Here is a 19,256-nt window from a genome sequence, read left to right on the forward strand (position 1 = left end):
GCTCAGGACCGCCTGCGACCGAGGTGCTTCCTGGTCCACTCCACGGCGTCCGCGTACCGCGCCTCGGCGCCGTGCCGCGTCGGCTCGTAGTACTCGCGGTCCTTCAGGGCGTCCGGGGCGTACTGCTGCTCGGCGATGCCCTCGGGCAGGTCGTGCGGGTAGGTGTAGCCCTTGCCGTGGCCGAGCTTGCCGGCGCCCTTGTAGTGGCTGTCGCGCAGATGCGAGGGCACCGGTCCGGCCAGTCCCTTGCGGACGTCCTCCAGGGCGGCGCCGATCGCGGTGGTGGCCGCGTTGGACTTGGGGGCGAGCGCCAGGGCGATGGTGGCGTGGCTGAGGGTGAGGGCGGCCTCGGGGAAGCCGATCATGGCGACGGCCTGGGCGGCGGCGACCGCGATCTGCAGGGCGTTCGGGTCGGCGAGGCCGATGTCCTCGCTGGCGGAGATCATCAGGCGTCGGGCGATGAAGCGGGGGTCCTCGCCGGCCTCGATCATGCGGGCCAGGTAGTGCAGCGCGGCGTCCACGTCGGAGCCGCGGATGGACTTGATCAGGGCGCTGGCCACGTCGTAGTGCTGGTCGCCGTCGCGGTCGTACTTCACGGCGGCCCGGTCGACCGTCTCCTCCAGGGTCGCCAGGCTCACCTCGGACTCGCCCTTGTCGAGCGCGGCGCCGGCGGCGGCCTCCAGCGCGGTGAGCGCGCGGCGGGCGTCCCCGCCGGCGATGCGCAGCAGGTGCTCGGCGGTGTCGTCGGGGAGGGTGACGGCGCCCTTGAGGCCCCGCTCGTCGGTGAGGGCGCGCTTCAGCAGGCCCCGGACGTCGTCGTCGGTGAGCGGCTCGAGGGTGAGCAGCAGGGAGCGGGAGAGCAGCGGGGAGATGACCGAGAAGTAGGGGTTCTCGGTGGTCGCGGCGATGAGCGTGACCCAGCGGTTCTCCACGGCGGGGAGCAGGGAGTCCTGCTGCGCCTTGCTGAAGCGGTGGATCTCGTCGAGGAAGAGGACGGTCTCCTGGCCGTACCCGCCGGAGGCGCGGCGGGCGCCGTCGATGACCGCGCGGACCTCCTTGACGCCCGCGGTGATCGCGGACAGCTCCACGAAGCGCTTGTTGGTGGCCTTGGAGACCACGTAGGCGAGGGTCGTCTTGCCCGTGCCGGGCGGGCCCCAGAGGATCACCGAGGAGGGTCCCGCGGGGCCCGAGGAGCCCTCGCCGACCAGTCTGCGCAGGGGGGAGCCCGGCTTCAGCAGGTGCTGCTGGCCCACCACCTCGTCGAGGGTGCGCGGGCGCATCCGGACCGCCAGCGGGCTTCCGGCGGGGTCCTTCTCCTGGCGTTCTTCTGCTGCGGCGGTGAACAGGTCGGGCTCCACGCTGAAACCCTAAAGCACCGCGCCGACAGCCCGGGCTGGCGGTCAGCTGGTCCAGAAGTCCCACCAGCGGGTCAGGATCAGCATGCCGATGATCCCGATGTGCAGCACGGGCAGGACCCAGGTGAACTCGCCGAAGAAGCTCTTGAGCCAGGAGGGCGCGGGCAGGAAGCCCTTGCGGACGTTGAAGGAGGTCACGTACCAGAACATGACGATCGTGGCGACCCAGGCGAGGCAGCACCACAGGCACAGGGCGTTGATCCGGTACAGGGACTGGACCATCAGCCAGGCGCAGAAGCCGACGCCGAAGAGGGTGCCCGCGTTGAAGGTGAGCCAGTACCAGCGGGGGAAGCGGGCCCGGGCGAGCAGGCTCATGCCGACGCAGACCACGATGCCGTAGGTGACCAGGCCGAGCATCGGGTTGGGGAAGCCGAAGACGGAGGCCTGGTCGCTCTCCATGACGCTGCCGCAGGAGACGACGGGGTTGAGGCTGCAGCCGGGGACGAACGTCTCGCCCTTGACCTTGGCCTCGAGCAGCTTGAACTTGTCGAGCGTGATCACCCAGGCGGCGAGCACGCCGGCCGCGCCGGTGATCACCAGGAGCAGCGCGAGGGCACGGCTCGCGCCCTCGGTGCGCGGTGCGTCCGCTGCTCGCTGCTGCGAGGCGGAGGGTTCTGGCTCCATGTCGACGTCCCTGACTGTCGTCCTGCTCATACGCCGATTCCGTCACTGGTGAGTCTGGACCTGCTTCGGGCAGGGGTCATTGTGCCGTACGGCCCCGTGAACGCGCCGTTGGACCCGCATAAGAACGCACGGGCGTTCGACCCCGGGTGCGGGGTTTCGGCCGGTCCTCACGGGCGCTTCGCACGCGCGTCCGGCCCGGGGCTCCCGGCGGGGTGACCTGGAGATCCGTGCCGTTGACGCACGCGGGCGCCGGGCCCCTCGCAAGGGGACCCGGCGCCCGGGACGGGACGACGTCTCAGCCGAGGCGGGACTCGAGCTCCGCCACGATCTCGTTCATGCCGACCGCGGTCTGCTCGCCGGACTCCATGTCCTTGAGCTGGACCACGTCCTGCTCGATGTCGCGCTCGCCGAGCACCAGCGCGTAGCGCGCGCCCGAGCGGTTGGCCGCCTTCATCGCGGCCTTGAGACCCTTGCCGCCGAAGGCGAAGTCCGCGGCCACGCCGTTCTTGCGCAGCTCGGTGACCTTCGCGAACAGCACCCGGCGGGCCTCGTCGCCGAGCGGCACGGCGAACACGCTGGTGGTGGCGGGCAGTTCGAGCTCGACGCCCTCCGCCTCCAGGGCCAGCACCGTGCGGTCGACGCCGAGCGCCCACCCGACGGACGGCAGCGCGGGGCCGCCGATCATCTCGGACAGGCCGTCGTAGCGGCCGCCGCCGCCCACCGCGGACTGGGAGCCGAGGCCGTCGTGGACGAACTCGAAGGTGGTGCGGGTGTAGTAGTCCAGGCCGCGCACCAGCTTGGGGTCGTCCTCGAAGACCACGCCCGCCGCCGTGACCAGCTCGCGCACCTCCTCGTGGTACGCCTTGCAGGCGTCGCACAGGTAGTCGCGCAGCAGCGGGGCGCCGCCGAGCTGCTTCTGCACCGACTCGCGCTTGTCGTCCAGGACGCGCAGCGGGTTGATCTCCGCGCGGCGCAGGGTGTCCTCGTCCAGGTCCAGGCCGCGCAGGAAGGTCTGCAGGGCCTCCCGGTAGACGGGACGGCACTCCTTGTCGCCCAGGCTGTTGAGCAGGATGCGGAAGTTCCGCAGGCCCAGGGAGCGGTACGCCTGGTCGGCCAGGATGATCAGCTCGGCGTCCAGCGCCGGGTCCTCCGCGCCGATCGCCTCGGCGCCGACCTGCGAGAAGTGCCGGTAACGGCCCTTCTGCGGGCGCTCGTAGCGGTAGTACGAGCCCGAGTACCAGAGCTTGACCGGGAGGTTGCCCGCCTTGTGCAGGTTGGCCTCCAGCGCGGCGCGCAGCACGGAGGCGGTGCCCTCGGGGCGCAGGGCGAGCCGGTCGCCGCCCTTGGTCTCGAAGGCGTACATCTCCTTGGTCACGATGTCGGTGGACTCGCCGACACCGCGCGCGAAGAGCTCGACGTTCTCGAAGCCGGGCGTCTCGATGTAGCCGTAGCCGGAGCCGCGCAGCGGGGCGGCGATCGCCTCACGGACCGCCAGGAACTTGGCGGAGTCCGGCGGCAGCAGGTCGTAGGTGCCCTTGGGGGCCTTGAAGGTGCTCACGGAAGGTCTCGTCACATTCCTCGTCGGGGAGCCTCGGTCCGGGCTCCCGGGCCGGCGGCCACCTGCCGCAGATAGGGGTTGGCGGCGCGCTCCTGGCCGATGGTGGTCTGGGGGCCGTGGCCGGACAGCACCACGGTCGAGTCGTCGAGCGGCAGGCACACGCGGGCCAGCGAGTCGAGCATCTCGGCCATGTCACCGCCGGGCAGGTCGGTGCGTCCGATGGAGCCGGCGAACAGCAGGTCGCCCGAGAACATGACCGGCGGGATGTCGGCCGACTCGGGCAGGCTGAAGGTCACCGACCCCTTGGTATGGCCCGGGGCGTGCGCGACGGAGAACTCCAGACCCGCCAGCTTCAGCGCGGCGCCGTCGGTGAGCTCCTTGACGTCGTCCGGCTCCCCCACCGTCAGCTCCCCCATGAGCGGCATGCCGATGGCGCGGCCTATACCCTTCTCCGGGTCGCTCATCATGTACCGGTCCTCGGGGTGGATCCAGGCGGGCACGTCGTGCGCGCCGCAGACCGGGACCACCGAGGCGACGTGGTCGATGTGGCCGTGGGTGAGGACGACGGCGACGGGCTTCAGCCGGTGCTTGCGGACCGCCTCCGCCACACCGTCGGCGGCCTGGTGGCCCGGGTCGATGATCACGCACTCCTCGCCGGCGGCGGGGGCGACGAGATAACAGTTCGTCCCCCATGCCCCGGCGGGGAACCCGGCAATGAGCACGATCGTCCTTCGTTTGTGTCGGTACGGGAGGCTTGCGACGGGCTGCGCCCGTGGTCAGAGCCTACCGGCGCTGCCGATTCCTCAGCGAACCCATATACGGTACGGGGCACACGCAGGCGGTCGGCTCACCGCACGCACGCACGCGTACCGGCCGGCACACGAGACGCATGAGGAGAGAACCCGGTGGTCAGCCAGGAGCAGCGGCGGCGTCAGCTCGCCCGGGAGAAGTTCTTGCGGCAGCAGCAGCGGCGGACCGAGGCGCGGCGCAAGGCGCGCGTCCGCAACGCGGTCATCGCGTCGGTGCTCGGTGTGACCCTGATCGGCAGCCTCGCGCTGTACACGACCGGGGTGCTCAAGCAGGACGACGACAAGACCAACGCGGCCGCGGAGGTCACGCCGGAGGCCGAGGCGCCCTCGAAGGCCCCGGACCCGTGCGAGAAGCCGGCCCCGGGCGAGGTCGGGAAGCAGACGTGGAAGAAGGAGCCGGCGATGTCGATCGACAAGTCGGCGAAGTACACGATGAAGCTCGAGACAACCTGCGGGACGATAGACGTCGCACTGAAGACGTCGGCGGCCCCGCACACGGTCAACTCGTTCAACTTCCTCGCGGGCAAGGGCTATTTCGACCACACCAAGTGCCACCGGCTCACCACCGACGGCATCTACGTCCTGCAGTGCGGCGACCCGACGGGCACGGGCAGCGGCGGTCCCGGCTACACGATCCCGGACGAGAACCTGAAGGACGCCGGCCTCAAGAACAACACCTACCCGGCGGGCACGGTCGCGATGGCCAACACCGGGCAGAAGGACAGTGGCGGCAGCCAGTTCTTCCTGGTCTACGAGGACAGCCAGCTTCCGCCCAACTACACACCGTTCGGCACCGTCTCGGACGCGGGCCTGAAGGTTCTGAAGAAGATCGCCGACGCCGGGGAGAGCACCGGGGCCGGCGACGGGGCGCCCAACGCGACGGTCGTGATCGACAAGGCGACCGTCACCGCATCCTGAGCCCCAACTGCGTAATTTCGGTCGCGCGGGATGCGGACAGGCATCCCGTCGGTCGCCTATGTTGGCCGTGACGAAACTGTGGACGATGCCCGGGGGAGCACACAGGCCCCTCGACGGCATCATGTGGAGGAGGCGCTGTGAGCAGCGACCCGTGGGGCCGCGTCGACGAGACGGGGACCGTGTACGTGCGTACGGCCGACGGCGAGAAGGTCGTCGGTTCCTGGCAGGCCGGCTCCCCTGACGAGGCGCTGGCCTACTTCGAGCGCAAGTACGAGGGCCTGGTTGTCGAGATCGGCCTCCTCGAGAAGCGGGTGAGGACCACCGACCTGTCGTCCAAGGACGCCATGGCCGCGATCGACCACCTGCGCGAGCAGGTCGACGCCCATCACGCGGTCGGCGACCTGGACGCCCTCAGGGTCCGGCTGGACAAGCTCGTGGAGCTGGTCGACAAGCGCCGCGAGGAGCGCAAGGCGCAGCGGGCCCGGCAGTCCGAGGAGGCGCGACAGGCCAAGGAGGCGCTGGTCGCCGAGGCCGAGGAGCTGGCGCAGTCCGACCAGTGGCGGGCGGCCGGCGAGCGGCTGCGGGCGCTGGTGGACACCTGGAAGGGGCTGCCGCGGCTGGACCGCAAGTCCGACGACGAGCTGTGGCACCGGTTCTCGCACGCGCGGTCGGCGTTCTCCAAGCGGCGCAAGCAGCACTTCGCGCAGCTGGACGCGCAGCGCGAGGACGCCCGCCGGGTCAAGGAGCAGCTGGTCGCCGAGGCCGAGGCGCTGTCGGGTTCGACGGACTGGGGCCCGACCGCGGCCCGGTACCGCGACCTGATGGCGCAGTGGAAGGCCGCGGGCCGTGCCCAGCGCGAGCACGAGGAAGAACTGTGGAACCGCTTCCGCGGCGCCCAGGACGTCTTCTTCGCGGCCCGTTCCTCGGTGTTCGCGGAGCGTGACGCGGAGCAGGCGGAGAACCTCAAGCTCAAGGAGGAACTGGCCGGCGAGGCGGAGAAGCTGCTGCCGGTCACGGATCTGAAGGCCGCCAGGGCCGCGTTCCGGGCGATCAACGAGCGCTGGGAGGCCATCGGCCATGTGCCGAGGGACGCCCGCCCGAAGGTCGAGGGCCGGATGCACGCCGTGGAGCGGGCGATCCAGGAGGCCGAGGAGGCCGAGTGGCGCCGGACGAACCCGGAGGCCCGTGCCCGGGCCGAGGGTCTGACCGGTCAGCTGCAGGCCGCCGTGGACAAGCTGAAGGACCAGATCGAGCAGGCCCGCGCGCAGGGCAACACCGCGAAGGCGGAGAAGCTGGAGCGCGAGCTGGAGGGCCGCCAGGCCCTGCTGGACCAGGCCCTGAAGGGTCTGCAGGAGTTCGGCGGCTGAGCCGAGGCGACAAGCACGACGAAGGGGCCGCCGTACCTGAGGTACGGCCGCCCCTTCCGTGTGTCTTGCCCGCGTCATAGGGCCTGTCCGGCGGATCAAGTCGGGGGAAGGGCGCAGCGTCTTGCAACCCAGCCGCGTCCTCGGCGTGATCCGCCGGACAGCACACCTAGCCGCGGTTGCGGGCCGAGGTGACGCGGTAGACGTCGTAGACGCCCTCCACGCCGCGTACGGCCTTCAGGACGTGGCCCAGATGCTTCGGGTCGCCCATCTCGAAGGTGAAGCGGGAGGTGGCGACCCGGTCGCGGGAGGTCTGGACGGCCGCGGACAGGATGTTGACGTGCTGGTCGGACAGCACGCGTGTGACGTCCGACAGCAGCCGGGAGCGGTCGAGGGCCTCGACCTGGATGGCGACGAGGAACACCGAGGACTGGGTGGGCGCCCACTCGACCTCAAGGATCCGCTCCGGCTCACGGGACAGCGAGTCGACGTTCACACAGTCGCTGCGGTGGACGGAGACGCCGCTGCCCCGGGTGACGAAGCCGATGATCGGGTCGCCCGGCACCGGGGTGCAGCAGCGGGCCAGCTTGACCCACACGTCCTCGACGCCCTTGACGACGACGCCAGGGTCGGCGCTGGAGCGGCGCTTGCGGCGGCTGCGGGTGGGCGGGACCGACTCGTCGATCTCCTCGGTGGCCGCCTCCTCGCCCCCGAGGGCCTGCACCAGCTTCTGCACGATGTTCTGCGCGGAGACGTGCCCCTCGCCGATCGCCGCGTACAGCGCGGAGATGTCCGAGTAGCGCATCTCGTGCGCGAGCGTGACCAGCGAGTCGCCGGTGAGGATGCGCTGGATGGGCAGGTTCTGCTTGCGCATGGCGCGGACGATGGAGTCCTTGCCCTGCTCGATCGCCTCGTCGCGGCGCTCCTTGGAGAACCAGGCGCGGATCTTGTTGCGGGCGCGGGGCGACTTCACGAAGCCGAGCCAGTCGCGGGAGGGGCCCGCGCCGGCCGCCTTGGAGGTGAAGACCTCCACCAGGTCGCCGTTGTCGAGGGTCGACTCCAGCGGCACCAGACGGCCGTTGACCCGGGCGCCTATGGTGCGGTGACCGACCTCGGTGTGCACGGCGTACGCGAAGTCCACGGGAGTGGCGCCCGCGGGCAGCGCTATGACGTCGCCCTTGGGGGTGAAGACGAAGACCTCGTTGCGCGAGAGGTCGAAGCGCAGCGACTCCAGGAACTCGCCCGGGTCCTCGGTCTCCTTCTGCCAGTCGAGGAGCTGCCGCAGCCACGCCATGTCGTTGAGGTGGTCGTCCTTGCTCTTGCCGGACGACTTGGGCGCGTCGGTGCGGATCTTGGAGGCGCCGGCGACGGCCTCCTGCTTGTACTTCCAGTGCGCGGCGATGCCGTACTCGGCGCGGCGGTGCATGTCGAACGTGCGGATCTGCAGCTCGACGGGCTTGCCGCCGGGGCCGATGACCGTCGTGTGCAGCGACTGGTACATGTTGAACTTGGGCATCGCGATGTAGTCCTTGAACCGGCCGGGGACCGGGTTCCATCGCGCGTGCACCGTGCCGAGGGCCGCGTAGCAGTCGCGGACGGTGTCCACGAGGACGCGGATGCCCACCAGGTCGTAGATCTCCGCGAAGTCACGGCCGCGGACGATCATCTTCTGGTAGACGCTGTAGTAGTGCTTCGGGCGGCCGGTGACGGTCGCCTTGATACGGGCGGCCCGCAGATCCTGCTGGACCTCGTCGGTGACGATGGCGAGGTACTCGTCGCGCTTGGGGGCGCGCTCGGCCACCAGACGGACGATCTCGTCGTACATCTTGGGGTAGAGGATCGCGAAGGCGAGGTCCTCCAGCTCCCACTTGATGGTGTTCATGCCCAGGCGGTGGGCGAGCGGCGCGTAGATCTCCAGGGTCTCGCGCGCCTTCTTCTCCTGCTTCTCGCGCTTGAGGTAGCGCATGGTGCGCATGTTGTGCAGGCGGTCGGCGAGCTTGATGACCAGGACGCGGGGGTCCTTGGCCATGGCGACGACCATCTTGCGCACGGTCTCGGCCTGGGCGGCCTCGCCGAACTTGACCTTGTCCAGCTTGGTGACGCCGTCGACGAGCAGCGCGACCACGTCGCCGAAGTCGCGGCGCAGGTCCTCCAGGCCGTACTCGGTGTCCTCGACCGTGTCGTGCAGCAGCCCCGCCATCAGCGTGGCCGGGTCCATGCCGAGCTCGGCGAGGATGGTGGTCACCGCGAGCGGGTGCGTGATGTACGGGTCGCCGCTCTTGCGCTTCTGGCCGCGGTGCCAGCGCTCGGCGACCTGGTAGGCCCGCTCGATCTGGCGCAGCGTGGCGTTCTCGATCTTCGGGTCGTTGCTGCGGACGATCCGCAGCAGCGGCTCCAGCACCGGGTTGTACGGGTTGGCCCGCTGGACGCCGAGCCGGGCCAGGCGGGCGCGGACGCGGTTGGAGGAGCCGGAGCGGGGCTGGCCGGTGTTGGGGCGGGACGCGGAGCGCTCGGGAGGGGACGGCTTGGGAGCCGGCTGCTCGGGCTTGTCCACGGGAGCCCCCTGGGCACGCTGGACCGGCCCGCGGGTGTCGTTCTTCGCCTGGGGCGTGTCCGGCGCGGGCTTGGCCGCCGGCGCCGAGGCGGGCTCGGGCTTGGCGGCGGTCAGGTGCTGGGCCTCGTCTGGCAAGAGGGCTCCTCGTGCGCGATCCGGGTCCCCGGTCAGGCTCCGGAGACCCCATGGTAGCGAGCCCGGGCTCGCCGAACGTCTCCGGAGCGGTGTGAGGACCGTCAACAGGAGAAACGCACGAGGCGGACGCCGGATTCCTCCGGGTCCGCCTGCGTGCTGTTTCCGGGGCCGTCTCCGGCGCCCCAGGGGTTTCTCAGACCGTGAGCAGCGCCTCCAGCGGGGCGCCCGCCAGGGCGGGCTCGAGCCGGGCCCGGCCGTCGAGGAAGCCGAGCTCCATCAGCACCGCGAGGCCCGCGACCTCGGCGCCCGCCCTGCGGATGAGCTGCACGGACGCCTCGGCGGTGCCGCCGGTGGCCAGGACGTCGTCGACGACCAGGACGCGGTCCTCGGCGCCGAGGTCCTCCGCGTGGACCTCGATCTCCGCCGAGCCGTACTCCAGGTCGTACGACTGCCTGAGGGTGGCCCCGGGGAGCTTGCCCGCCTTGCGGACGGGGATGAAGCCGAGGCCGGCGCGGACGGCGACCGGGGCGCCCAGGATGAACCCGCGGGCCTCCAGGCCGACGATCTTGGTGGCGTCGGCCCGGCGGGCGACGTCCGCGAGAGCATCGGTGAGCGCGTCGAACGCCTTGGGGTCGGCCAGGAGCGGGGTGATGTCCTTGAACATCACGCCCGGCTCCGGGTAGTCCGCCACGTCCCGGATGCGGCTCAGCAGCAGGGCGGACAGGTCGGCGTGGTCGCTCATCGGCGCTTCCCCGAGGGTCGGCCGCGGCCACGGGCACGGGACGCGGGCTGGTTGCGGGGCCCGACGACCGCCGCCGCGACGTCGGGCTCGTCCTGGTCGTCGTCGGGCACGAGGGCGTCCTGGCCCTCGTCCGGGTCGCCGCCCTGGGCGCGCTTGGCCAGCACGCGCTTCTTCAGGCTCTTCATGGCCGGCTCGCGCTCCTTGAGGTCGGCGACGAGCGGGGTGGCGATGAAGATCGAGGAGTAGGCGCCGGCGGCGAGGCCGACGAACAGCGACAGGGAGATGTCGTTCAGCATGCCGGCGCCCAGGACGCCGCCGCCGATGAACAGCAGGCCCGCCACCGGGAGCAACGCGACCACCGTGGTGTTGATCGACCGCACCAGGGTGCTGTTGATCGACCGGTTGGCGATCTCGCTGTAGGTCCAGCGGGTCTGCTTGGTGATGTCCCTGGTCTGTTCCTTGAGGCTGTCGAAGACGACCACCGTGTCGTACAGGGAGTAACCGAGGATGGTGAGCAGACCGATCACCGTGCCGGGGGTGACCTCGAAGCCGACGAGGGCGTAGATCCCGACCGTGATGGTGATGTCGTGGATCAGCGCGACGAACGCGGCGAGCGCCATCCGCCACTCGAAGGCGATCGCCAGGTAGATCACCACCAGGATCAGGAAGATCCCCAGGCCCTGCCAGGCCTTGTTGGCGATCTGCTCACCCCAGCTGGGGCCGACCAGTTCGGCGTTGATCTTCTCCGCGTCGACCTTGAGGTCCTCGGCGAGCCGGTCCTTGATGGTGTCCGAGGTCTTGGTGTCGATGCCCGCGACCTGGATCCGCATGCTGCCGTCGCCGAGCTTCTGGACGATGGCGTCGTGGCCGGAGGCGTCCTCCGCGTAGCCCTCGGCGGTGGACACCGAGACGCTCATGTTCTTCGGGGTGGTGAAGACCGCGCCGCCCTGGAACTCGATGCCCATGTGCAGGCCGCGCACCGCCAGGCCGACGATGGCCGTGATGGTGATGAGGATCGAGATGCCGTACCAGATCTTGCGGTTCTTGACGAAGTCGTAGCCGATCTCGCCGTGGTGCAGTCGGGCGCCGAGGGTGCCGAGCTTCGACATCTCTCACGCCTCCTTCGTCTGGGCAGGGGCGGAGGGACGACGGGTGCGGCGCAGCGGCGGTTTCGCGCCCAGCGCCTTCGGGTCGAGACCGGACCACTTGTGGCCGCTCGCGAAGAACTTGCGGCGGGCCATCAGCGTCAGCAGCGGCTTGGTGAAGAGGAACACCACCACGACGTCGAGGACGGTGGTCAGACCCAGGGTGAACGCGAAGCCCTGCACCTTGCCGACGGTGACCACGAAGAGCACTGCGGCGGCGAGGAAGGACACGAAGTCGGAGACCAGGATGGTGCGCCGGGCGCGCGGCCAGGCCCGCTCCACGGAGGGGCGCAGCGAGCGGCCCTCGCGGATCTCGTCCCGGACCCGTTCGAAGTAGACGATGAACGAGTCCGCCGTGATGCCGATGGCGACGATGGCGCCGCAGACGGCCGGCAGGTTCAGCGCGAAGCCGATGGTCGGGCCGAGCAGCGCCATGATCACGTAGGTGAGGGCCGCGGAGACCATCAGCGACGCGACGGCGATGAACGACAGACCGCGGTAGTAGAAGAGCAGGTACAGGATCACCAGCGCGAGGCCGATGGCGCCGGCGATCAGACCGGCCTGGAGCTGCTCGCCGCCGAGGGCGGCGGTGACGGTGGTGACGCTGTCCTCGCGGAAGGTCAGCGGCAGCGCGCCGTAGGACAGCATGTTGGCCAGCTCCTGCGCCGACTGCTGGTTGAAGTTGCCGGAGATCTCGGCGTTGCCGCCGGTCAGGGCCTGCCGGACGTACGGGTCGGAGACGACCTCGCCGTCCAGGACGATCGCGAACTGGTTCTGCGGGGACTGCTTCTGCGCGAGCTGGCCGGTGATGTCGGCGAACTTCTTGGAGCCCTCGCCCGTGAACTTCATGGTCACGGTCCAGCCGGCGCCGGACTGCGTGTTCAGGACGGCGTCGGCCTCGTCGACGTCGGTGCCGTCGACGGCGGCCGGGCCGAGGATGTACTTCTGCCACTGGCCCTGGGAGTTCTGGCCGCAGGCGACGGTGGACTCGGTGGCCTTGGCGCCGTCACCGGCCGTGGCGCGGACGCTCTCCTTGGTGCAGTCGAGCTTGGCGTACTCGGCCTGGAGCTTGGCGTCGGGGTCGTCGGACGCGCCGCCCGTCGCGGACGGGGAGGGGCTGGCCTTGTCCGTGGCGGCCGGGCTCTCGTCGGCCTTCAGGGCGTCGGTGACCGCGCGGCCCTGGGTGGTGGCGCTCGCCGAGGGGTCGGCGGACGCGGAGGAGCCGTCGGTGGCCTTCTCGCTCGCGCCGTCCGTCGCCTTGTCCCCCTTGTCGCCGGCTTTGTCGTCGGCCTTGTCGCCGGAGGGGGCGGCGGAGGGCTCGCCGGTCGCGCTGGGCTGCGGGGCGGCGCCGCCCTCGGCCAGCTCGGTGGCGATCACGGGACGGAAGTAGAGCTTGGCGGTGGTGCCGACCTGTTCCCGGGCCTGCTTGGAATTCGTGCCCTTGGGAATGTTGACGATGATGTTGCGGTCGCCCTGCGTCTGGACCTCGGCCTCGGAGACGCCCAGACCGTTGACACGCCGCTCCATGATGGAGACCGCGGTGTCCATGTTGGTCTTGTTGATCGCGGACTCCTGGCCCGCCTCGGGGACCGCTGCCAGCGTGATGCTCGTTCCGCCGGCCAGGTCGATGCCGAGACGCGGAGTGGTGTGCCCGGAGGCGAACATCCCTCCGGTGAGCGCCACGATGGCGATCAGGATCAGAGCCAGCGAGCGCCACGGCTTGCTTGTGGCGCTCGCGTTCCGTCCCTTTTTGAGTGCTGCCACCTTCTCGTACTCCCTCTCGGGCCGCCTCGTCCCCGGTCGGGAGGCCGGCGGCCATGACATGGTGTCGGGATGATCCCGTGCGAGCCGGGCATGATCCGGGGCGCGCGGGCTCCACCCGCGCGCCCCGGAACGCGGCTACTTCGCGTCGGAGTCGCCCTCGGACTTCTTCGCGTGCGCGTCCGCCGTGGCGTCGGCCGGCTCGTCCTCCGCGTCCTTCTTGCCGAGGTCGACAGGCGTGTCGTCGGAGTCGGCGGCAGCGTCGGAGGCGTCGTCGGTCTCGGTGAGGGAGGAGGCGTCGTCGGGGACGACGTCGGCGTCGGACTTCAGGTCGTGCTCGATGCCGTGCACGATGCGGTTGTACTCCTCGTCGGTCAGGACGGCACCGATCGAGTTCTTGGCGAACAGCAGCTCCACACCCGGCCCGGCGTCGAGGAGGACGGTGTCCTCGTTGACCTCCTTGACCGTGGCGTACATGCCCCCGATCGTGCGGACGCCGGAACCGGGCTGCATCTGGTTCCGCATCTCGATGGCCTGCTGCTGCTTCTTCTTGGCCGACCGGGTCATCAGGAACATGGCCCCGATGAGCACAATGAACGGGAGGAGGGTCAGGAGACTCACGGGTCGGAACTTCCTTCACACGACCGCGTTGGTGAACGGCCTGATGGTTGGGGGTATGTGGTGCCGCCGGCAAGGGCGGCATCGGCGGAGTCTAAGCGAGTCCGCACCAACGGAACAACGCTCAGCATGGCACCGGGGTTCCTGCCCGGACCAGCGTGCTCGCCGTCACGCCCCGAACAGGTCCCCTTGTCCGTTTCCGGCGGCCTGCCGGCGCGGCGGCGTGAGGCCGAGATGCGACCAGGCCGCGGGCGTCGCCACCCGTCCCCTCGGGGTACGGGCGAGCAGACCCTCCCGGACCAGGAAGGGCTCGGCCACCTCCTCCACGGTCTCACGCTCCTCCCCCACCGCGACGGCGAGCGTGGACAGGCCGACCGGGCCGCCGCCGAACAGTTTCAGCAGCGCCTCCAGCACCGCGCGGTCCAGCCGGTCCAGGCCCCGGGCGTCCACCTCGTACACCGCGAGGGCCGCGGCGGCGACGTCCTGGGTGATCCGGCCGTCCGCCTTGACCTGCGCGTAGTCCCGGACGCGGCGCAGCAGGCGGTTGGCGATGCGGGGCGTGCCGCGGGAGCGTCCGGCGATCTCGGCGGCGCCCTCGGCGTCGATCTCCACGTCGAGCAGGCTCGCCGAGCGGTGGACGACCCGCTCCAGCTCGCCCGGCTCGTAGAACTCCATGTGCGCGGTGAAGCCGAAGCGGTCGCGCAGCGGGGGCGGCAGCAGGCCGGCCCGGGTGGTGGCGCCGACCAGGGTGAAGGGCGGCAGCTCCAGGGGGATGGCGGTGGCGCCGGGTCCCTTGCCGACGATCACGTCGACGCGGAAGTCCTCCATCGCCATGTAGAGCATCTCCTCGGCGGGCCGGGACATGCGGTGGATCTCGTCGAGGAAGAGGACCTCGCCCTCCTGGAGGGAGGAGAGGATCGCGGCGAGGTCGCCGGCGTGCTGGATGGCGGGGCCCGAGGTGATGCGGATGGGGGCGCCCATCTCCGCGGCGATGATCATGGAGAGGGTGGTCTTGCCGAGGCCGGGGGCGCCGGAGAGCAGCACGTGGTCGGCGGTGGCGCCGCGGGCGCGGGCGGCGCGCAGCACCAGGTCGAGCTGCTCGCGGACCTTCTCCTGGCCGATGAACTCACCCAGGTCCTTGGGGCGCAGCGCGGCCTCGACGGCCTGGTCCTCGCGGTCGGCGACCGATTCCACCAGCCGCTCGGAGGCGGCGGTGTCGTTCGTGTCGTCCCAGTTCATGTGCGTGTGCCTCAGCTCTCCGTACGGACTCGGGCGCGGTCGTGGGCCGGCGGGCGGCGGTCTATCGGGCGCGGTTCAGCGTCTGCAGGGCCGCCTTGAGCAGCTGCCCCACCGGTACGGCGCCCTCGGCGGCCTCCGCCTGGGGGGTCACCGCGGCCACCGCCTCGTCGGCCTCGCGGGTCGCGTACCCCAGGCCGATGAGGGCGGCGTGCAGCTGGTCGCGCCAGCCGGAGGTGACGGGCGCGCCGACGGCGGGGGCGCCGGTGGGCTCGCCGAGCCGGTCCTTCAGCTCGAGGAGCAGCTTCTGGGCGCCCTTCTTGCCGATGCCGGGGACGGCCATGAGCGCCTTCTCGTCGCCGGTGGCCACGGCACGGCGCAGGGCGTCGGGGCTGTGCACGGCGAGCATGGCCTGGGCGAGCCGGGGGCCGACGCCGCTGGCGGTCTGGAGCAGCTCGAAGACCTGGCGGCCGTCCTCGTCGGCGAAGCCGTACAGCGTGAGGGAGTCCTCGCGGACGACGAGGGAGGTGGCGAGCTTCGCGGGCTGTCCGACGCGGAGCGTGGACAGCGTGTCCGGCGTGCACCGGACGGCCATGCCGACGCCGCCGACCTCGACCACCGCGGTGTCGGGGGTGAGGGCGGCGACCGTGCCGCTGACGAAGGCGATCATGCCGTACGGCCTTTCGATGCGTGACGGGCCGCGGGGGCCCGGGGTGTGGTCGGCGGGGTCCGCGCCGCGTGGGCGGCGACGGCCTGCTGGAGGCGGTTGTGGGCGGGGGCGCGCCAGATGTGGCAGATGGCGAGCGCGAGGGCGTCGGCGGCGTCGGCCGGCTTGGGCGGCGCGTCGAGCCGCAGCAGGCGGGTCACCATGGCCCCGACCTGGGCCTTGTCGGCGCGGCCCGAGCCGGTGACGGCGGCCTTGACCTCGCTGGGCGTGTGCAGCGCGACGGGGATGCCGCGCCGGGAGGCGCAGAGGATGGCGACGGCGCTGGCCTGGGCGGTGCCCATCACCGTGCGCACGTTGTGCTGGCTGAAGACGCGCTCCACGGCGACGAACTCCGGGCGGTGCTCGTCGAGCCACTGCTCCAGACCCTGCTCGACGGCGACCAGGCGGTGCCCGAGGTCGGCGTCGGCGGGTGTGCGGACGACGCCCACGCCGAGCATGGTCAACGGGCGTCCCGCGACCCCTTCGACGACGCCGACACCGCACCGGGTCAGCCCCGGGTCCACCCCCAGTACGCGCACGCGTCGCCCCCTTGCTCGATCACCTGTTTGTGCAGGCTATCGGGTGCCACCGACAAAGCGGCGGGCCGACGGGGTGTGTCCCGTCGGCCCGCCGCCGTGCTACGCGTCAGGCGTCGACCTTCTCCATGATCTCGTCGCTCACGTCGAAGTTGGCGAAGACGTTCTGCACGTCGTCGCTGTCCTCCAGCGCGTCGATGAGCTTGAAGATCTTCTTCGCGCCCTCCTCGTCCAGCTGGACCTGCATGGTCGGGACGAAGTTGGCGTCGGCCGACTCGTAGTCGATGCCGGCGTCCTGGAGCGCGGTGCGGACCGCGACCAGGTCGGTCGGCTCGCTGATCACCTCGAAGCTCTCACCGAGGTCGTTGACCTCCTCCGCGCCCGCGTCGAGCACGGCGGCGAGGACGTCGTCCTCGGTCAGGTCGCCCTTGGGGACGATCACCACGCCCTTGCGGTTGAACAGGTACGACACCGAGCCCGGGTCGGCCATGGAGCCGCCGTTGCGGGTCATCGCGACCCGGACGTCGGAGGCGGCGCGGTTGCGGTTGTCCGTGAGGCACTCGATGAGGACCGCGACGCCGTTGGGGCCGTAGCCCTCGTACATGATCGTCTCGTAGTCGGCGCCGCCGGCCTCGAGGCCCGCGCCGCGCTTGACCGCGGAGTCGATGTTCTTGTTCGGCACCGACTGCTTCTTCGCCTTCTGGATGGCGTCGTACAGCGTCGGGTTGCCGTCGGGGTCCGCTCCGCCCATCCGGGCCGCGACCTCGATGTTCTTGATGAGCTTCGCGAAGAGCTTGCCGCGCTTGGCGTCGATCACGGCCTTCTTGTGCTTCGTCGTGGCCCATTTAGAGTGGCCGGACATCTGCCTGTCTCCTTCGCGTAACCCATCTCTGCAACGAACGCAGGAATCCTACAAGGACTCGCCCCGCCGGTCCGCCCGCACCATGTCGGCGAAGAAGCGGTGCACCCGGTGGTCCCCGGTGAGTTCCGGGTGGAAGGACGTCGCCAGCGCGTTGCCCTGGCGGACCGCGACGATGTGTCCGCCGTGCTCGGCGAGCACCTCGGCGGACGCGCCGACGGACTCCACCCAGGGGGCGCGGATGAAGACACCCTCCACGGGTTCCCCGGAAATCCCCTTGACCTCGACGGCGGCCTCGAAGGACTCGTTCTGCCGTCCGAAGGCGTTGCGGCGCACGATCATGTCGATGCCGCCGACGGTCTCCTGCCCGGAGCGCGGGTCGAGGATCTTGTCGGCGAGCATGATCATGCCGGCGCAGGTGCCGTAGACGGGCATGCCGGCGCGCACGCGGGCGCGCAGGGGCTCCATGAGGCCGAAGAGCACGGCCAGCTTGGAGATCGTGGTGGACTCCCCGCCCGGGATCACCAGGCCGTCGGCCTCGGCGAGCTCCTCCGGGCGGCGGACGGGCCTGGCCACGGCGTCCGCCGCGGCCAGGGCCACCAGATGCTCCCGTACGTCACCCTGGAGTGCGAGCACTCCGATCACGGGAGCGGTCATCACCAGCCCCGGTTGGCGTAGCGCTCGGTCTCGGGCAGGGTGTCGCAGTTGATCCCGACCATGGCCTCGCCCAGGTTGCGGGACGCGTCCGCGATGATCTTCGGGTCGTCGTAGAAGGTGGTCGCCTTCACGATGGCCGCGGCGCGCTTGGCGGGGTCGCCGGACTTGAAGATGCCGGAGCCGACGAAGACGCCCTCGGCGCCCAGCTGGCGCATCAGCGCGGCGTCGGCGGGGGTGGCCACACCGCCGGCGGAGAACAGCACGACGGGCAGCTTGCCCAGCTCGGCGACCTCCTTGACCAGCTCGTACGGGGCGCGCAGCTCCTTGGCGGCGGCGTACAGCTCGTTGTTGTCGTAGCCACGCAGGCGGGCGATCTCGTTCTTGATCTGGCGCAGGTGGCGGACGGCCTCGACGACGTTGCCGGTGCCGGCCTCGCCCTTGGAGCGGATCATCGCGGCGCCCTCGGCGATGCGGCGCAGGGCCTCGCCCAGGTTGGTGGCGCCGCAGACGAACGGGGTGGTGAACGCCCACTTGTCCGAGTGGTTGACCTCGTCGGCCGGGGTGAGGACCTCGGACTCGTCGATGTAGTCGACGCCGAGCGACTGGAGCACCTGGGCCTCGACGAAGTGGCCGATGCGGGACTTCGCCATCACCGGGATGGACACGGCGTCGATGATGCCCTCGATCATGTCCGGGTCGGACATGCGGGCCACACCGCCGTCCTTGCGGATGTCGGCCGGGACGCGCTCCAGGGCCATGACGGCGACGGCGCCCGCGTCCTCGGCGATCTTCGCCTGCTCCGGCGTGACGACGTCCATGATCACGCCGCCCTTGAGCTGCTCGGCCATGCCGCGCTTCACGCGCGCGGTGCCGGTCTCGGGACCCTGGTTTTCGGAGAGCGTGCTGGACACGAATGACCTCGCTGGGATGAGGGGGATTCTGCAGCACCGAGGAAACGTGACCGGAGCAGGCCACAGCAAGGGCCAATGATGAGCCGGTGGCTCGTTTTCGGTCGGGGCGGGGGTGCCGGGTGGCCGGAAACCGCTGTCGGGCCTCAGGCGGCCCGCTCGATCAGCGCGGCCGGGGGCTCGTCGTCCATCTCGAACGCCATCGGGAACGGGGCGTGTCCGGCGAGCCGGAACCAGCGGACCTTGCGGTGCAGGCGGAGCGCGCGGGCGGCGCGTACGGCGTCGTTGTGGAAGCGGCGGGCCATGGGGACCCTGCGGACGGCCTCGGCGAGTTCCAGGGCGGCCTCCTCCCCCCCGGGGGCCTCCTTGACCGCGTCCACCTGCTGGGGGTCGGCGAGGACCGCCCGCAGCGCCTGGCTGAGCTCGCTCTCGGCAACCTCGCGCTGTTCCTCGACGGCCTGCCTCGCGGCGTGCGCGGCCTCGTACAGCACGATCGAGGCGGCGGGGTCGAGCACCCCGGAGGTGGCCAACTCCTGCGCCACGGAGGCGCGGCGCAGCAGTTGCGCGTCGAGCGCGGCCCGGGCGGCGTCGATCCGGGCGTGCAGGCGGTCCAGCCGGCCCGCCGTCCAACTGAGGTAAAGCCCTACGGCGATGAGGACGACGAGGATCCAGATGAGGGTTGGGGTCACGGGCGGCAAGGCTAGTACCGGC

General features: G+C 70.9%; 18 protein-coding genes. 2 read left to right on the top strand and 16 right to left on the bottom strand.

Features of this window, described 5'->3' with window-relative positions; genetic code table 11:
• Positions 1 to 2 precede the first annotated feature (2 nt).
• The 4 genes from AY578_RS05290 to AY578_RS05305 all read right to left on the bottom strand — a co-directional run bounded on the left by AY578_RS05290 (position 3) and on the right by AY578_RS05305 (position 4,319).
• Positions 3 to 1,358, bottom strand: a complete 1,356-nt coding sequence (locus tag AY578_RS05290; protein ID WP_028960950.1) for a replication-associated recombination protein A — start codon at positions 1,356 to 1,358, stop codon at positions 3 to 5.
• 42 nt (positions 1,359 to 1,400) lie between these two features.
• Positions 1,401 to 2,069 (bottom strand): vitamin K epoxide reductase family protein, encoded by a 669-nt coding sequence (locus tag AY578_RS05295; RefSeq protein WP_136237618.1) that lies wholly within the window; start codon positions 2,067 to 2,069, stop codon positions 1,401 to 1,403.
• Positions 2,070 to 2,334: 265 nt separating this feature from the next.
• On the bottom strand, positions 2,335 to 3,597 hold the full coding sequence (gene hisS, locus AY578_RS05300; RefSeq protein ID WP_136237619.1) for a histidine--tRNA ligase: 1,263 nt from the start codon (positions 3,595 to 3,597) through the stop codon (positions 2,335 to 2,337).
• Between the two features lie 11 nt (positions 3,598 to 3,608).
• Complete coding sequence (locus AY578_RS05305) at positions 3,609 to 4,319, bottom strand: MBL fold metallo-hydrolase (protein WP_136237620.1); 711 nt, start codon at positions 4,317 to 4,319, stop codon at positions 3,609 to 3,611.
• 183 nt (positions 4,320 to 4,502) lie between these two features.
• Here AY578_RS05305 and AY578_RS05310 point away from each other — a divergent pair, with 183 nt between their 5' ends.
• Both AY578_RS05310 and AY578_RS05315 read left to right on the top strand, forming a co-directional pair.
• A complete protein-coding gene (locus AY578_RS05310) occupies positions 4,503 to 5,324 on the top strand; it encodes a peptidylprolyl isomerase (RefSeq protein ID WP_028960948.1) in 822 nt (273 codons plus the stop codon).
• A 137-nt stretch (positions 5,325 to 5,461) separates the two neighbouring features.
• Complete coding sequence (locus AY578_RS05315) at positions 5,462 to 6,691, top strand: DUF349 domain-containing protein (RefSeq protein WP_136237621.1); 1,230 nt, start codon at positions 5,462 to 5,464, stop codon at positions 6,689 to 6,691.
• A 166-nt stretch (positions 6,692 to 6,857) separates the two neighbouring features.
• Here AY578_RS05315 and relA read toward each other — a convergent pair whose 3' ends face one another.
• From relA to AY578_RS05375, 12 genes are all read right to left on the bottom strand, one after another.
• Positions 6,858 to 9,377 carry a GTP pyrophosphokinase gene (gene relA, locus AY578_RS05320; protein WP_028961213.1) on the bottom strand — a complete coding sequence of 840 codons (2,520 nt, stop codon included), beginning with the start codon at positions 9,375 to 9,377 and terminating at the stop codon, positions 6,858 to 6,860.
• A gap of 193 nt (positions 9,378 to 9,570) precedes the next feature.
• A complete protein-coding gene (locus AY578_RS05325; protein ID WP_019523769.1) occupies positions 9,571 to 10,119 on the bottom strand; it encodes an adenine phosphoribosyltransferase in 549 nt (182 codons plus the stop codon).
• Positions 10,116 to 11,228 carry a protein translocase subunit SecF gene (gene secF / locus AY578_RS05330; protein WP_019523770.1) on the bottom strand — a complete coding sequence of 371 codons (1,113 nt, stop codon included), beginning with the start codon at positions 11,226 to 11,228 and terminating at the stop codon, positions 10,116 to 10,118. The genes AY578_RS05325 and secF overlap by 4 nt, the downstream gene beginning before the upstream one ends.
• A gap of 3 nt (positions 11,229 to 11,231) precedes the next feature.
• Positions 11,232 to 13,028, bottom strand: a complete 1,797-nt coding sequence (secD, locus tag AY578_RS05335; protein WP_078611500.1) for a protein translocase subunit SecD — start codon at positions 13,026 to 13,028, stop codon at positions 11,232 to 11,234.
• 135 nt (positions 13,029 to 13,163) lie between these two features.
• A complete protein-coding gene (gene yajC, locus AY578_RS05340) occupies positions 13,164 to 13,646 on the bottom strand; it encodes a preprotein translocase subunit YajC (protein ID WP_019523773.1) in 483 nt (160 codons plus the stop codon).
• Positions 13,647 to 13,811: 165 nt separating this feature from the next.
• A complete protein-coding gene (gene ruvB / locus AY578_RS05345) occupies positions 13,812 to 14,882 on the bottom strand; it encodes a Holliday junction branch migration DNA helicase RuvB (protein ID WP_019523774.1) in 1,071 nt (356 codons plus the stop codon).
• A 61-nt stretch (positions 14,883 to 14,943) separates the two neighbouring features.
• Positions 14,944 to 15,549: a Holliday junction branch migration protein RuvA gene (gene ruvA, locus AY578_RS05350; protein ID WP_019523775.1), complete on the bottom strand. Its 606-nt coding sequence runs from the start codon at positions 15,547 to 15,549 to the stop codon at positions 14,944 to 14,946.
• Complete coding sequence (ruvC, locus tag AY578_RS05355) at positions 15,546 to 16,124, bottom strand: crossover junction endodeoxyribonuclease RuvC (protein WP_019523776.1); 579 nt, start codon at positions 16,122 to 16,124, stop codon at positions 15,546 to 15,548. The genes ruvA and ruvC overlap by 4 nt, the downstream gene beginning before the upstream one ends.
• A gap of 106 nt (positions 16,125 to 16,230) precedes the next feature.
• A complete protein-coding gene (locus AY578_RS05360) occupies positions 16,231 to 16,983 on the bottom strand; it encodes a YebC/PmpR family DNA-binding transcriptional regulator (protein ID WP_019523777.1) in 753 nt (250 codons plus the stop codon).
• Positions 16,984 to 17,031: 48 nt separating this feature from the next.
• Positions 17,032 to 17,637, bottom strand: coding sequence for a pyridoxal 5'-phosphate synthase glutaminase subunit PdxT (pdxT, locus tag AY578_RS05365; RefSeq protein WP_019523778.1), 606 nt, complete (start codon positions 17,635 to 17,637; stop codon positions 17,032 to 17,034).
• Positions 17,637 to 18,548, bottom strand: coding sequence for a pyridoxal 5'-phosphate synthase lyase subunit PdxS (gene pdxS / locus AY578_RS05370; RefSeq protein ID WP_019523779.1), 912 nt, complete (start codon positions 18,546 to 18,548; stop codon positions 17,637 to 17,639). The genes pdxT and pdxS overlap by 1 nt, the downstream gene beginning before the upstream one ends.
• 143 nt (positions 18,549 to 18,691) lie before the next feature.
• Complete coding sequence (locus tag AY578_RS05375; RefSeq protein WP_020700071.1) at positions 18,692 to 19,234, bottom strand: LemA family protein; 543 nt, start codon at positions 19,232 to 19,234, stop codon at positions 18,692 to 18,694.
• Positions 19,235 to 19,256 lie beyond the last annotated feature (22 nt).

The organism is Streptomyces thermocarboxydus, from assembly GCF_024760485.1.
In the GTDB taxonomy this organism is placed as follows: Bacteria; Actinomycetota; Actinomycetes; order Streptomycetales; family Streptomycetaceae; genus Streptomyces; species Streptomyces cellulosae.